This window comes from Otoolea muris (assembly GCF_943193115.1).
GTDB lineage: Bacteria > Bacillota > Clostridia > Lachnospirales > Lachnospiraceae > Otoolea > Otoolea muris.
This window is the reverse complement of the sequence record NZ_CALPCY010000054.1, coordinates 1-15,688: the sequence shown is the minus strand read 5'-3', so window position 1 is coordinate 15,688 and position 15,688 is coordinate 1. Positions and strand designations below refer to the sequence as shown.

Genomic DNA, 15,688 nt, shown 5'->3' with positions numbered 1-15,688 from the left:
AGATGTCAAACAGAAAAGGGTTTCTTTTTATATTAATAGGCGTAATAGTGATTGTAACACTGTTTATAATCATTACAAGCAAAAAGAAGGATGATTTGACAGACGAACAGGCAATCGAACGTATCGAAGATATATATGAGCGAGAGCTATCTTCCAGCGAAGAACTCCAGGAACAGGTAAGGAATTTTTCTCTTCCCGCGAATGTGTTAAAGTTATTTCATGAAAATGAAGAACGACTCAATGCATTTGTCCAACATTCCTGTTGCAGTACCGAAATGGAGGATTCGCTTTCTGTAGAATATATAGATGGAAAGCGATGTTACTTCTATTCATCCAACATAAGCGGAGGGGATAAGGCAGAAATAAATAGTTTGACGGGAGATGATAAATATGAGTATATGATATTGTTTATGGATTATGCAATTGACAGCGGTCTTGTATTTCGTGACTGGATGCTTGATATCCATAGGCATAATCCTGTAAATGAAGAAAATGCAGCAGGAGGCGGCAGGTACTGGCCATCATTAAGTATTTCAATATACCGGGGATATGGGATGGAGATTTCTTTAGAATATTTTGCAAATCAGGCGACAGATAATTCGACAGAAGATTATGAAGAATCGGAAGGCTGTATAGTAGGAGGAGGTATAAAAAGAACGCGTATTAATTCAAACTGGTATTATTCGTATCATATATCTGAGATGAACAATGGCTGGAGGCCGGATCTCAAAGATCTGGCGTTTTCTGAGGAGTTTTATGCACGAAGAAGAACAACCGCTGTTATGCGCCATATTCTGACAGAGAACCTGCGGGGCTTTTTAAGATTGTATTGGGAATATGGTTTAGACTTTAAAGAAATATCCTGGTGGGATCTGGAAAGTTTAAGGTGGACGGAATGGTATATACCGGAGCCAGTATATTGAAATTCCTGTGGGGGCGCAGGATAGAGATGGATGTTTGCGCAGGATAAAATTATTGTGTATGTGACAGCCCGTCTGTTAATAGGTGGTAAGCGGCGTTTCAGTGACGGAAACAGGCGGCCAGTGAGGAAGCGGCGCGTTCAGGGAAGGACGAGCCGCCGGCGTTTCCGGGAATGCAGCCGCCGAACAGCCTGTCCCAGATCCCGCAGTCGAATAAGGCGGATATAAGGCGGGAGCTGGAACCGAAAGGGGATGCTTACAATTCCGTGCCGGGGCTGGCGGGTGAAGGCGGAGGCGGAAAGGTGAAGCAATTGAAGGAGCGGATTGATACGGAAGGGACGGAGCTGTGGAAAAGAAGGCTATTGTATATGTGGGGAGAGAGAAATTTAATGGAGAGGTGCGCGGTGGAAAAACCTTTATAACATCCCCGTACTATGCTTATCTGGATCGATTTTTTGATTGCGAAGAGAATTGTAAATACAAGTCAGAAGAGCCGATCATTGATGAGGAAACAGGGCTGCAGAGGTTTTATTATGACGAGGTGTATAACAGGAGCGTGGAAAGCCTTGCGAGGATGGCGGGTTATTTGGATCTGGTGAGTTCATGGGAGCAGACAGAGGATTGCAGAATTGTAGTGGTCAACAACGCGGCAAAGAACGGGCCTTACCAACTGGTACGGCGGGGGAGGGAAGTGAAAATGAAGCTGTATACTAAGATAAATGCATTTAATAAAGAGGATAATGAAGATCCAAATGTACGGATTATAAAGCCATATGAAAAGGAAGAGAAGGAGGAGAAAAAGGGATGGTTTGGCTTAAAAGAAAACGAATCTACAGGGGAAGATTACAGAAATTATACATTTTATGACTTTATCATGGCTGGAATTCACAAATGGGAAGGGGTTTATGAGAATCAATACCAAAAGTACAGGGAGGCATGGTGGAATAATGCAGTAACTATATGCTATGATGATTTTGGACTCGATGGGGCTGTTAGTGTAAAAATAGAGGTATGTTCGCCAACAGAGGAGCATCCGAAAGGAACGAGGGTTTATGTGTTTGATAACAGGGAGAAGCTAATTGATGAAAAAAAAGTTTATGCTGAAGGGGATGATGAAATGTTTGAAATTGTAAAAAGCGATAATTGGCCATGTGTAAGGGGCTCACAAGAAGATGGAAGATACATATGGTCGATATTAAATGTTGGGACAGTAATGCTATTTACCAGACAAAAAAGTGATGAGAAAAAACATGATTATTCTTATAAATCACCCCGTTTTTTAGCGATGATTTCACATGAGTTTGGACATGTCTGGGGATTGCATGATGCATACGATAAACCAGAGCACCCAGGATGGGATGGGGCAGAAAAAACGAAAGAGGTCAGCAAGGATAATATGATGCGCTCTGATAAGGTGATACAGCCAAATGACATAGAGATGATTCTGGAGGCCTGGAAGCATAATAGGCGGCAGCTTTATTTTAACTATCGAAAAACAAATAAATCTGACGCTATAAAATATAGATAAGTTCCCGGAATTTTAAACCCGTTGACCATAGCCCAGTGTTTGGCTGAACATTGAAAGTAGATACCGTCCAGAGCGGAACAATAGAAATGAATTTTGAGAAAAAGCGCGCAGCTAACTGCCTCCTGCGCCGGACATGGTTTATAATGGTATTGCTTATTCACTAAAGTGGTTTGCTCAAAGGACTTCTTTTAGTCGGGAGGTCTTTAACAAAGCCCATGCATCAAGAGATGTTGACACATCATGATGAAGAAGAGGTGATAGTATCACATCTTGGATGAATGATATCTGCTGTCTTCAAATTTACAGTCCACTTTCCCGCGTTTGTTACAGCGTTTTGCAGAAGTCCTTGCATTGTATTCCAGCTTCCACTCTTTGCTGCTGCGCGGCGGGTCATTGAAGAGCTTTGGATTGTTTTTCATGACGAAATGGACAATCTTCCTACATTTGGCAGTTGAACAAGGATTTTCACATGCAACAGGTGACAGTGCCTCCAGCAAAGTTGGTTTTGGGGCATTTGATTTTTGTACTTCCCTTTGCGGGGAAATGCTTCATAGGAAACCAGCTATATAAGGAAGCCGATGGAATCATGCTTGGAAGTGGGGCTTAGGAAAGGGAAGACCGAGAGGTCGTTTCCCGAATCAGCGGCGGTGTATAATCGAAGGCGTCCCCGGCAATGGAAAGGCAGGTTGATGGGCCCGTTCCTGGTACAGAACAGTCAAGGAAAAGCAGCTTAAAAAGTTATAAAGCCGTTTACAGAGAACCGCCGGGATTATAAGATTGCAATAAAATCGCTCCCAATTAAAAATTCTGCATTGGCAGGGGCTGGAACGAATTGATTACATAATGAAAGATATGAAGCATCGCATTTTTTAGGAGGTTTGTCAAAAATTAAAAAATGGGGGGATTTATAAAAAAGGGGTTGGGGAAGTCGCATAAAATAAGGCTTAGAGATTCCAAAAGTATATTATAGATAAGAGGAGGTTGAAATGTCAGGTAAGAATAAAATTTACAGATTGTTTACAGGATGCATAGTTATAATCATATTCTTTTTAGTGTTAATGGAGAGAAAAAGCATAAAAAACAATTCTGCAGTGGAACAACCAGGAATTTCTGACAAAGATATATATGAGTACGAATTGTCCACAGATAAAGAACTTCAACAACAGGTGACGGATTTTTCACGTCCTGAAAGTGTATTGGAATTATTTCATGAACATGAAAATCGACTCGACAAATTTGCAGAACAGTGTTACATGAACAGAGTAATACATAATCATTTTTTTGTAAAATATATGAATGGGGAGAGGTTTTATTCCTGTTCATCAGGCACAAATTTGATGAGTGATGCAGATAAAGATACTGCAATTCAAAATGAAGAACATAGTTATATAACATCTTTTATGGATTACGCGATTGATAATGGAATTGTATTTCGTGACTGGATGCTTGATATTACCATGTATAGAAAAGTAAATGATGATGCGTACAAAGGAAGAGAAAAAGCCTCCGATGAACTGGAATTAAGAATTACGATATATGAGGGAGAACAGTTTATTCTGTCATTTCTGTATTCATCAGATAAAGATAAGGATTATACGGAGAAAGAATATGCCTATATGGGAGTATGTGGCGGAGGTCCGGTGGAAGGAAGAACTACACGGATCAATTCAAACTGGTATTATACTTATTCAGTAATGGCCAGAAGAGATGGCTGGGCCCCTGAGCTTAAAGATTTGGCATTTGCTGATGAATTTTATACGGATAGAAAAACAACTACGGTGACCAACAATTTTCTTCGGGAGAACCTACGCGGCTTTCTGCGCCTGTATTGGAAGTATGGCACAGACTTTACGAGGATAAGCTGGAGGGACTGGGAAGAGTTTAGATGGAATGAACCGTATAATCTGGAATGTGATATTCCATAAAAGGATAAGGCCTTTGTTGATATACAGAACTGTAGATTAGCAAAGGATCCCTGAAAAGAATAGGGGGAGCCGGCAGAGCGAAAGAGGAATAAAGATGTTAAACAGAAAGAATTTTCTTTTCATATTAACGGGAACATTTATCGTAACACTACTTATAGTATTTCTTTTTATTATAGGCATTATGGGAAAAAAGGAAGGTGATTTGGCGGAAGAAGAGACAGTCGAGAGTATTGATGAGATGTTTGAGCGTGAATTATTTTCTGATACAAAGCTGCAGGAGCAGGCGGGGGATTTCGCACTTCCCGCAAATTTATTAAAGCTGTTTCATGAACATGAAGAACAGCTTAATGCGTTTGCAAAGCAATGTTACTATAACCGGGTAAAGTGCGATTTTTTTTCTGTAAGATATATTGATGGAAAGAGAACGTATTCCTGTTCATCACTTATAAACCCTGAGAAAAACATACAAAAAGATACAGAGATCCAAAAGGAGGAGTATGATTATATAACATCGTTTATGGATTACGCGATCGCTAATGGGATTCCGTTTCGGGACTGGATGCTTGACATTCTCATTAATGACAGTAAGTATGAAGGCAAGCGGGATGGCAGATATGATCTGAAATTATCGATTACAATATACAAGACATATGGAATGGAAATTTTATTTAGATATTCATCCTGCCGGGAAAAGGATGATTCAGGAGAAGATTTTATTGATGGAGAAGACTGCAGCAGCTCAGGCAGATGGAAATCTGTACGGATTAATGAGAACTGGTATTATGAGTATTACATAATAGATGATACTGGAATATGGCATCCTGATTATGAAGATATGGCGTTTGCCGAATCACTGAGGGATAGAAAAACAACAACAGTTACAAAAAACTTTATCCGGGGAAGCCTGCAAGGTTTTCTGAGATTATACTGGAAGTATGGTACGGATTTTACGAAAATAAGGTGGATAGACTGGGATGAATTCAGATGGACCGAACCGTATGAATCGGAATTAATATATGAAATTCCGATGGGGGATGTGGAGCAGAGATAAATATTGGAACAGGATAAAAATATTTTAAAATCCGATAACCTTTAGCTAATAAGACATCGCGGTAATATAAGGTAGGGGATGCGGTTAATGAATGGTATTGGGGATGTGAAGGCCGAGGGGCCGTTCGTCTTTTTAGGGCTGAATGCCATGCGGATTGATGCAAGGGTGAATGATCACGGCAGGATGAGCCTGTCAGGCTTTATCAGGCAGGAGGACATGCCGGAACGTAACCTGTGCGGGGAGACGGTTACCGTGTGGGGAAGCGATGAAAAACGGCCGTTATTTTCAGGCGTGGTAAGCGGCGTTTCAGTGACAGAAACAGGCGGCCTGTGCGAGGCGTCGGTGGAATGCCGTTCCTTCACAGCGCTCCTGGATCAGGCCCCGTACAGCCGTTCCTTCCAGAATACGGAAAGACGGTACCGTGACCTGCTGGAAGAGGCGGGAAAAAGGTTTGGGGCAGAGAACCGGATTGTTGTTACCGCGCCGGAAGCGAAGAAGCGGACCGGGGTTCCGGTGATCCAGTACCATGAGACAGACTGGGAATTCCTGAAGCGGATGGCGGGCCGCCTCCACACAGTCATAGTGCCGGAGATTACATGGCCGCTGGCGCAGGCCAGCGTCGGCTGTGTGCAGGGAAAGCGGTATGAGCTGGAAGAGGGAGAGACAGAAGCCTGCGAGGAAAGCCTGGATCTGGGCCGTTTCCGGAGGTCGGGAAGCGGCAGGCCGGGAGCGGATTACCTGTCTTACCGCATCCGGACAGGGTGGGATTTTAACCTGTGCGGCCGGATCCGGTTCCGGGGGCGGGAATGGCGTGTGGTTGAAACACATCTGTTTTCAGAGCGCGGCGCGCTAAAGCGCGAATATGTCCTGGGAGCGGAGGCAGGCTTCTGCCTGGAGGAAGGGTATAACCGGGCGATCCGCGGGGCATCGCTCCCGGGGCGCGTCATAGAGAGGAAAGAAGGGATGGCGCGGCTCCATCTGGATATGGACCCGCAGCAGGAGCCAGAGGAAGCGCACTGGTACCCTTATACCCCTGTGACAGGGAATATCATGTACAGCGTGCCGGAAGCCGGGACGCGGGTTCTGCTGAACATAAAGAGCATGCGTGAGGAAGACGCGGCAGTGGGCTGCTGCGTGCGGATGGATCCGGTCTGCCCGCTGCCGGCGGACGTGAAGGCCATGTGGGCCGGGGGAAAGAAATACACCGCCGCGCCGGATTATATGGGGTTTGAGAGCGAAACCGGCGGCGCGCTGGACGGGGCTCTGATCCTGGACAATGAGCTGGGGATTGTAGCGTATGCAAAAAGGGGGCTGCGGCTCCGCGCGAAAGGGGCGGTGATACTGGCCAGCAGGGGAAACGTAACGCTGTCGGGGGTAACGGGAACGAGGCTGTCGCACCCAAAGGCGAAGGAGGAACAGGCATGGATCGCCATGGACTGCGGCCGGATGCGGATGGCCGGGAGTTTTATGGAGCACAGCGCGATGGCGGCCAGTGAGGAAGCGCCGCGTTCAGGGAAGGACGGGCCGCCGGCGTTCCCGGGAATGCAGCCGCCGGACAGCCTGTCCCAGATCCCGCAGTCGAATAAGTCGGATATAAGGCGGGAGCTGGAGCCGAAAGGGGATGCTTACAATTCTGTGCCGGGGCTGGCGGGTGAAGGCGGAGGCGGGAAGGTGAAGCAATTGAAGGAGAGGATTGATACGGAGGGGACGGAGCCTGTGGAAAAGAAGGCTATTGTATATGTGGGGGGAGAGAAATTTAATGGAGAGGTGCGCGGTGGAAAAACCTTTATAACATCCCCGTACTATGCTTATCTGGATCGATTTTTTGATTGCGAAGAGAATTGTAAATACAAGTCAGAAGAGCCGATCATTGATGAGGAAACAGGGCTGCAGAGGTTTTATTATGACGAGGTGTATAACAGGAGCGTGGAAAGCCTTGCAAGGATGGCGGGTTATCTGGATCTGGTGAGTTCATGGGAGCAGACAGAGGATTGCAGAATTGTAGTGGTCAACAACGCGGCAAAGAACGGGCCTTACCAACTGGTGCGGCGGGGGAGGGAGGTGAACATCAGGCTTTATACAAGAATATATGCATATAATGGGAACAGAGAAAGTTTAAAAGTGAAGGATATAAAGCCATTTGAAAATGAGGAGGAAGGGAAAGAAGGGTGGTTTGGTTCTAAAAAAGAAACCACAGGGGAAGATTATCGGAATTATACATTTTATGAGTTGCTTATAGCCGGAATTCAAAAATGGGAAGGGGTTTATGAAAATCAATATCAGAAATACAGAGAACCATGGTGGAATGATGCGACAACGATATGTTATGATGATTTTGGTCTGGATGGGGCTGTAAGTGTAAAGATAGAGGTCTGTGTGCCAACCGGGGAACATCCAAAGGGAAACAGGGTTTATATGTTTGATAACCGGGAAGGGCTGATTAATATGGATGTATATGATGATTATTCTGGTGAAAGATTTAGTATAGAAGAAAGTTATAATTGGTCGTTGCATTGGTCCTATGATAGATGGTCTATATTAAATGTTGGAACAGTATTATTATTTACTAGGCTAAAAAGTGATAAAAGAAAATACGATCGTTCTTATAAATCATCAGGATTCCTGTCAATGATCTCTCATGAGTTTGGACATGTCTGGGGATTGCATGATGCATACGACAAACCAGATAAAATGGGATGGAATGAAGCAGCAGAAACAAAAGAGGTCAGTAAAGATAATATAATGCGTTCAAATAAGAGAGTACAGCCCAATGATATAGAGATGATACTTGAGGCATGGAAGTATAACAAAAGTCAACGCTATGCGGACTTTTATTACAAACTTGAAATTATACCCAAGTCACAAGCCGTCAAATACAAAGAAAAAGGGGATTAAGGGTGTTAAAACGAAAACATATTTTTATAATATTAACAGGCGGTATATTTATAACATTCATTCTTTATTTTACAGGAATCACAGCAAAAAAGAATGATTCAGCTAAAGGACAGACAGTGGAATGTGTGGAAGCGATATATGAGAGGGAATTATTCGCTGATACAGAGCTGCAGCAGAGAGTGAGGGATTTTTCACTTCCTGCCAATATATTAAAGTTATTTCATGAACACGAAGAGCGTCTTAATATATTTGCAGAGCAGTGTTACATAAACAGAGTAATGGATGATTCCTTTTTTGTCAGGTATATTGACAGTGAAAGATTTTATTTCTGTTCATCTGATATATATCGAAGCAGTGATATACAAAAAGACCATGCGATTAAAGATGGGAAATATGATTATATAACCTCTTTTATGGATTATGCGGCTGACACTGGACTGGCGTACCGTGACTGGATGCTTGATATTGATATGTACAGAAAAATAAAAACAGGAGAGAATAATAAGGGAGAAAACGGCAGATATGATCTGGAATTAGAAATCCGTATATATAATGGAAAAGGATTCGTAGTATCCTTTTGCTATTATTCAAATGCAGAAAAAGATTATTCAGATCAATCCCTTAAAATAGGTATGTGCGATGATTATGCAGCCAGTAAAAAACGCACAAGAATTAACGCAAACTGGTATTATGAATATACAGTGATGCTCGAAAAAGGTTACTGGCTCCCTGAGTTTGAGGATCTGGCATTTGTTGAAGGGTTTTATTCAAAAAGGGAAACTACTACAATAATGAAGCGTTTTTTGACAGAAAACCTGCGCTGCTTTCTGCGTCTGTATTGGAAGTATGGTACAGATTTTACGAGGATAAGCTGGAGGGACTGGGAAGAGTTTAGATGGAATGAACCGTATAATCTGGAATGAGATATTCTATAAAAGGATAAGACTTTTGTTGATAAATAGAACTGTAGATTAGCAAAGAATCCCTGAAAAGAATAGGGGGAGCCGGCAGAGCGAAAGAGGAATAAAGATGTTAAACAGAAAGAATTTTCTTTTCATATTAACGGGAATATTTATCGTAACACTACTTTTAATCACACAGGCTATAAGCAAAAAGGATGACCTGACAGAAGAAAAGGCAATCGAACGTATCGAAGATATATATGAGCGCGAACTATCTTCCGGCGAAGAACTCCAGGAGCAGGTAAGGAATTTTTCTGTTCCCGCAAATGTGTTAAAGTTATTTCATGAAAATGAAGAACGACTCAATGCATTTGTCCAACATTCCTGTTGCAGTACCGAAATGGAGGATTCGCTTTCTGTAGAATATATAGATGGAAAGCGATGTTACTTCTATTCATCCAGTATAAGTGGAGGGAATAAGGCAGAAATAAATAGTTTGACGGGAGATGATAAATATGAGTATATGATATTGTTTATGGATTATGCAATTGACAGCGGTCTTGTATTTCGTGACTGGATGCTTGATATCCATAGGCATAATCCTGTAAATGAAGAAAATGCAGCAGGAGGCGGCAGGTACTGGCCATCATTGAGTATTTCAATATACCGGGGATATGGGATGGAGATTTCTTTAGAATATTTTGCAAATCAGGCGACAGATAATTCGGAAGAAGATTATGAAGAATCGGGAGGCTGTATAGTAGGAGGAGGTATAAAAAGAACGCGTATTAATTCAAACTGGTATTATTCGTATCATATATCTGAGATGAATAATGGCTGGAGGCCGGATCTCAAAGATCTGGCGTTTTCTGAGGAGTTTTATTCACGAAGAAGAACAACCGCCGTTATGCGCCATATTCTGACAGAGAACCTGCGGGGCTTTTTGAGATTGTATTGGGAATATGGTTTAGACTTTAAAGAAATATCCTGGTGGGATATGGAAAGTTTAAGGTGGACGGAATGGTATATACCGGAGCCAGTATATTGAAATTCCTGTGGAGGCGCGGGATAGAGATGGATGTTTGAGAGGATAAAATTATTGTGTATGTGACAGCCCGTCTGTTAATGGGTGGTAAGCGGCGTTTCAGTGACGGAAACAGGCGGCCAGTGAGGAAGCGCCGCGTTCAGGGAAGGACGAGCCGCCGGCGTTCCCGGGAATGCAGCCGCCGGACAGCAGGCAAGAGGAAATAACGAACCGCAGGGGCCGCCGCAGGCTGATGCGCAGGGCCGATATCCTGAAGGTTTACTTTGAAAACGTCATCAAAGCCGTCCGCGACCTCTTCAAATGCCGGGTGGATGCAGAATTTTTTGACGGGACGAAGTGAGGGACGGTGAATAAGAAACGGTTCAAAAACAGTTGCAGGACAGGAGGATTATATGAAATATTTTAAACTGCAGGAAGCGCCGGAAGGAAAGCGCGGCCCGCAAATCATGAACTGGTACGGCTCGTTCGATGTAAGAAATATCCGCATGGAAGGCTTTCCAAAAATTCCGAAACGCCAGTTATACATGGTGGAACCAGTGGATCCGTTGATCTTTACGGATATCATCCTGTTTCCGTTCCTGCTGGTTTCGCCGGAAGTAAAAAGGGTGATTGAGATGTACAGGGAGCAGAGCTTTTACAGGGAGGTTATATTATTAAACCAGAAAACAGGGGAATCAAAGCTGTATTACCTCCCGGTATTCAATGAAACAGCGGATCTTGACGTCGTGGAACGCAGCTACAAAAACGGCAGGCCCGCCGCCCTGGCAGGACGGCCGGAAGGAACCAGGTTTATGGTAAACCGGCATATCTTCTGGGCCAGGGACGCGCGCCGGCGTCACACGATCATCTCCCTGGATTTAGCGGAAAGTATACTGAAGCGGGAGGCCGTGGGTATCGGCTTAAAAGAAGTGGAGCTGTACGGGAAAAACAGGCGTCCTTAAAGAGAAAGGGACAGCGCAGGCAGCGTAAATATACGCAGTCACTCAGGCTGTCTGGCTGCTGCTAAAATACAGAACAGAGGAAGGAGAAAAACAATGCGAGAGGAAAGAATGTTTGTCCGCCCCTTTGAGGAGCTGCAGGTAATGGAATACCGCAGCCTCATGCAGGTCAATGAACACGCGCAGGCGGAGATCCGGGGGCAGATCCCGTTTCAGCGGATGAAAGATTATGTGGAGGCAGGGAAAGAACGGCTCTGGGTTCAGGCTGTGATCGTCTCAGAGGGCAGCGAGAGCATCCTGTTCTATGGGATTTTGGAGGAAATGCAGATGGAAGTCAAAAGCGGGCTCTGCATCATGCGCCTGCTCCTGCGATCCGGGACTTCGCTCATGGACTATGAAAAGAAAACGCGCAGCTTCCAGTCCGGGGATCTGACGTACAGCGAATTGCTGAATGCCTGCAACAGCGGCTATGATCAGGCGGCGAGGATCATGACAGCGGCCAGGGGAGAGGCGATCCGCCGCTTTATCATGCAGTACCAGGAGACAGACTGGGATTTTATCAAACGGCTTGCGGGCATGAACCATACGGTGGTGGTTGCGGACTGCTCGACGCCGGGCGAAAAATATTACTTCGGCCTTCCGGACCGGAAAGAAACCGTAACAGCCGCGCCGGACGAATACAGAACCTGGTGCGACATGGAAGAGTACGCCTCCAAGAAAGCCAACGGGCTGTCCATTTCACCGGGGGACACAATATCCTGCGTGTGGGAAAGCCGCGACATCTATAAGCTGGGCGAGTGGGGGATCATAGACGGGAAAAAGCTCTATATCTGGAAAATCGAAACCGTGACAAAGGGAAATGAATTGTACCACACGTATTACATGAAAACGCGGGCCGGCCTGCAGACGCCGGTTACATATAACGCCAGCCTGGCCGGCGTGTCGCTCCTGGGGCGTGTGACAGATGTAAAGGAGGAGAAGATACAGATAGAGCTGTACGACGATGAAAACAGGGAGAACGCCGGAAAACGCTGGTTCCCCTATGCGACTGTCTACTCCTCGCCGGACGGGACAGGGTGGTACTGCATGCCGGAAAAAGGAGATCAGGCGCGCCTTTATTTCCCCTCCGGCCAGGAAACCGCGGCCTATGCGGCCGGCGCGTACCACGAAGAGGGGGCGGATTTAAGGACAAGGCCGGAGTGTAAGTTCTGGAGGAACCGGGAAGGAAAAGAGATCCGCTTAAGCCCGGACCGGATCCTGATCACAAATAATAACGGGACCTATATGGAATTAACCGATGAGGACGGCATTGAGATCGTCAGCGCCGGTTCCATCTCCATCCGGGCAAAGCGCACATTATCCGTGGCCAGCGAGGACGCCTCGGTCGAGCTCACGGCCCCTGACCGGATCCGGCTGAAACAGGGGGATACGGAGATGGATCTTGGCGGCAGCCTGCGGATGCAGGGAAGAAAAATCCTGCTGTAAGGGGGGAAGAGACAGATGGAAATCAGGATTGCCGAACATATCAGAATCATAGCAGACATCCCGCTCCTTCATGCAGAGCGCTTTGAAATGCACTGGAAACCGGACGGGCACGCATCCCTGTCCCTGGAGGGATACATAAACACCAGAATTGCATACCAGATAGAAACGCTGTATAACAGTAAAATAACGCTCATCCTGGAAAAAGGCGGGGACAGAACGGATGAAACAGCAGGGGAAGGCCGAATGGCGGAAAAGAGTGAAAGGGCGGGAGACGGCAGGACGGCCCCCCGGGAGGAGGCGGACGAGATCCTGTTTTGCGGCTATGTCGCGCGCGCAGAGCGCAGCCGGGCGGCCGGCACAGAAACGATTTCCCTGTACGCCCTGTCCGGCTCATACCTCTTGGATCAGAAGGAGGACAGCCGTTCCTTCCAGTCCGTTGGGAACACCTGGGCAGAGACGGCCAGGGAGGCTGTGGAGGCAGCCGGGGGCAGGGTGATCTGCACAGCCGGAAAAGAAGAGACACTGGGACGCCCGCTGATCCAGCTCGGGGAAACGGCCTGGGCATTTGCCGGACGCCTTGCGGGCCAGCTTGGAACGTGCGTGATACCGGACATCGTGACAGGAGGGCTGAACCTGTGGTTCGGCATGCGAAAAGGAAGAGAGATCCCTGACTTCTCCCCGGAACAGTATACGCTCAGCCTCCGGCACGGCCTGTCGTCCGCCCCATGTGAGATATGCTGGCGCGCAGAGAGCCGGTCATTCTATAAGATCGGGGATCAGACGTCCTTCATGGGCGAGCCGGCGATCATCACAGAGGTCAGGGCCTGCATGGAGCAGGGCGGGCTCATGTTTACCTACGCATTACAGAAATCGTACCGGCCAAAACACGTAATCCAGGGCCGGTTTGCGGGCCTGGGCCTGGCGGGGACGGTTGTGGACACAAAGGACGAGCGCATCCGCATCGCGCTTGACATCGACCGGAACGTCCCCACAGGAGATTACTATTACCCGTGGTATCCCAACACAGGAAACGCCCTCTACGCCATGCCGGAGGCCGGGGCCCGGGCCGTCCTGTATTTTCCGGACGGGGACGAGAGGAACGGGTTCATTTCCGAATGCCTTCCGGAGAACAAAGAGCGTGACAGCCACAGGGACCGCTGCCTCGCCCTGGAAGACGGAAATCTGCTCCAACTGTTCGACGGCCTCGTAAGCTTCTCCAGAGGCGGCGCGTCAAACGCCTCGCTGGGAGACGGCTCTGTCTCCATCGGAACGTCAGGAGAGCTTCTCCTGTCCGCGCAGGGACGGGTGCGGCTTAAAGGAAAACGGATCCATGTATATTCAGAGGATGAGATAACGGTTTATAAGAGCTGAAAAGGTATTCCCAAGCCGCTGTTTATGGACAGCATCCCGGGCTGTAACAGACAAAACATCAGAAAAAAGTCAGGAGAAAAGACAAATGGAAGGTTATGATGAGCAGATTTTAGAGGCGCAGAGAGAAATGGAGCGCAGGAACTATACAACGCTGGAAACCGGCATCTACGTGGACGACAGCCTGGAGACATTTTCAATGCACACCCTCCCGGATACGCGGATCCATGTATATTTACCCGATTCCTTTGTGATCCTGCCGGAACGCGTAAGGGCGGTCAAATACCCGTACCGGGATTCCCCGGATTATATCTACACCAGCCTTTCCGGGACGGTGAACCTGGGCTTTAACTTACTGCCGGAAGTCCTGAAAGAAGGCGATACGCAGGTGATGAGCAGCCAGTCCCAGAGGGGGCTTACGAACTTAAACCCAGGCATCAAAATCCGGAACCCGGGAAACGGGGAAACCAGACAGGGAAATGAGATGAGCTGGTTTGAATTCAAAGGGAACAGCCTGGACGGCCAGAGCTTTAACCGGATGTATTTTATCCGCATGCACAAAATCGTCCTGCACGGCGTATTCACATGTATGGCAAGGGAAAAGGACAAATGGGACCGGATCGTGACACAGATATTTGATGCGGTGGAGGAGGAATTGTAGTTACATAACGGTTCAGGGGTATCTGAACTGTTACGTAATTAAGGAGATTCCCGCGGCAGCCGCCAAATGCGCATGCAGGCATGCTCACTTGGCGACTGCCCGCGGAAATAAAAAACGAGGTGTGTGGGATGGACCGGAAAAAAGACATGGAGCAGTATATAGAGGAGTACCGGGCAGAACGGATACGGTTAAAGAAAACGGAGCTGGAGAGAATCAGGGCAGAGCTGCAGCCGCTGTTTAAGGAAAAGCTAAAGCAACTGGCCGCCGATCAGCTCCGCAAAAGACGGGGCAGCCCGGAAAAGGCAGAGGTTCTTTATTTATGCCGCCTGCTCAGCAGCGGCTATACGGAGAGCTATGAATCCGTCCTTGGGCTTGGCGGAAGCCTTCTGTTTCTGGACAAACGCCGGAGCGAGACGTACTGGTGTCCGGAGTATCTGTACAAAGGTCTGGAAAGCGATATGGAGGAAGTGAAAAAAAGGCTGAAAAAGAAGTTCATACGCATCGAGGAATATGAACTGCTCTATTTAAAGCAGCGCCTTCTCGAAGACGACTGGGAAATCCTGGAGGCGTGTTTCCTGGAGCTGGTTAGCAGCGCAGCGCCTGTACTGAGAGAAAGCGGCTTAAAGACGGGATCCGAGCTGAAGGTGATGAGCGGTTCTTACATGGAACAGCTTAAGCTGCAGGGCAGCCTCGCGGTTTGGCCTTCCGGGGATAAGGAGAGCGTCGGGGGAACGGAAAAGGCAGAGGTGACAAAAGGGTAAACGGGAAGGGAAGATAAACGAAAGGCAGCCGTTCAGCGGGGCCGGACGGCTGCCGCCAAAGAGGAGGGGAATACATATGAATAAAAACAAGAGCTCGTTCCATATGGGAGGCGTAATGCAGGGCTATGGCCAGCCGATCATCCTGAAAGCGGATCCGGTTACACTCACGCCTGTTTCGCAGGAAAATGTGCGCCTGACGCCAAACTTTA

The 15,688-nt window shown here is 47.0% G+C and carries 14 protein-coding genes; all 14 read left to right on the top strand.

Features of this window, described 5'->3' with window-relative positions; all coding sequences use genetic code 11:
- The first annotated feature begins 2 nt into the window (after nucleotides 1-2).
- The 14 genes from NFS31_RS21730 to NFS31_RS21665 all read left to right on the top strand — a co-directional run bounded on the left by NFS31_RS21730 (nucleotide 3) and on the right by NFS31_RS21665 (nucleotide 15,479).
- Nucleotides 3-923, top strand: a complete 921-nt coding sequence (locus tag NFS31_RS21730) for a hypothetical protein (protein ID WP_251499912.1) — start codon at nucleotides 3-5, stop codon at nucleotides 921-923.
- Nucleotides 924-1,093: 170 nt separating this feature from the next.
- On the top strand, nucleotides 1,094-1,342 hold the full coding sequence (locus tag NFS31_RS21725) for a hypothetical protein (RefSeq protein ID WP_251499909.1): 249 nt from the start codon (nucleotides 1,094-1,096) through the stop codon (nucleotides 1,340-1,342).
- Nucleotides 1,267-2,448: a hypothetical protein gene (locus NFS31_RS21720; RefSeq protein WP_251499907.1), complete on the top strand. Its 1,182-nt coding sequence runs from the start codon at nucleotides 1,267-1,269 to the stop codon at nucleotides 2,446-2,448. The genes NFS31_RS21725 and NFS31_RS21720 overlap by 76 nt, the downstream gene beginning before the upstream one ends.
- Before the next feature lie 986 nt (nucleotides 2,449-3,434).
- The gene (locus NFS31_RS21715) at nucleotides 3,435-4,373 is read left to right on the top strand and encodes a hypothetical protein (protein ID WP_251499904.1); all 939 of its coding nucleotides are present in this window, start codon (nucleotides 3,435-3,437) and stop codon (nucleotides 4,371-4,373) included.
- A 94-nt stretch (nucleotides 4,374-4,467) separates the two neighbouring features.
- Nucleotides 4,468-5,424: a hypothetical protein gene (locus NFS31_RS21710; protein WP_251499902.1), complete on the top strand. Its 957-nt coding sequence runs from the start codon at nucleotides 4,468-4,470 to the stop codon at nucleotides 5,422-5,424.
- A gap of 87 nt (nucleotides 5,425-5,511) precedes the next feature.
- Nucleotides 5,512-8,319 (top strand): phage late control D family protein, encoded by a 2,808-nt coding sequence (locus tag NFS31_RS21705; RefSeq protein ID WP_251499899.1) that lies wholly within the window; start codon nucleotides 5,512-5,514, stop codon nucleotides 8,317-8,319.
- Nucleotides 8,320-8,321: 2 nt separating this feature from the next.
- On the top strand, nucleotides 8,322-9,242 hold the full coding sequence (locus tag NFS31_RS21700; protein ID WP_251499897.1) for a hypothetical protein: 921 nt from the start codon (nucleotides 8,322-8,324) through the stop codon (nucleotides 9,240-9,242).
- A 106-nt stretch (nucleotides 9,243-9,348) separates the two neighbouring features.
- Nucleotides 9,349-10,269 (top strand): hypothetical protein, encoded by a 921-nt coding sequence (locus NFS31_RS21695; RefSeq protein WP_251499894.1) that lies wholly within the window; start codon nucleotides 9,349-9,351, stop codon nucleotides 10,267-10,269.
- A gap of 169 nt (nucleotides 10,270-10,438) precedes the next feature.
- On the top strand, nucleotides 10,439-10,606 hold the full coding sequence (locus NFS31_RS21690) for a hypothetical protein (protein WP_251499891.1): 168 nt from the start codon (nucleotides 10,439-10,441) through the stop codon (nucleotides 10,604-10,606).
- Between the two features lie 52 nt (nucleotides 10,607-10,658).
- A complete protein-coding gene (locus tag NFS31_RS21685; RefSeq protein ID WP_251499889.1) occupies nucleotides 10,659-11,207 on the top strand; it encodes a hypothetical protein in 549 nt (182 codons plus the stop codon).
- A gap of 93 nt (nucleotides 11,208-11,300) precedes the next feature.
- Nucleotides 11,301-12,689, top strand: coding sequence for a contractile injection system protein, VgrG/Pvc8 family (locus NFS31_RS21680; protein WP_251499886.1), 1,389 nt, complete (start codon nucleotides 11,301-11,303; stop codon nucleotides 12,687-12,689).
- 15 nt (nucleotides 12,690-12,704) lie between these two features.
- Entirely contained in the window at nucleotides 12,705-14,060 is a 1,356-nt protein-coding gene (locus NFS31_RS21675; RefSeq protein WP_251499883.1) for a hypothetical protein, read from the top strand.
- 85 nt (nucleotides 14,061-14,145) lie between these two features.
- Entirely contained in the window at nucleotides 14,146-14,718 is a 573-nt protein-coding gene (locus tag NFS31_RS21670) for a hypothetical protein (RefSeq protein WP_251499881.1), read from the top strand.
- 128 nt (nucleotides 14,719-14,846) lie between these two features.
- Nucleotides 14,847-15,479: a hypothetical protein gene (locus NFS31_RS21665; protein ID WP_251499878.1), complete on the top strand. Its 633-nt coding sequence runs from the start codon at nucleotides 14,847-14,849 to the stop codon at nucleotides 15,477-15,479.
- Nucleotides 15,480-15,688: the final 209 nt, after the last annotated feature.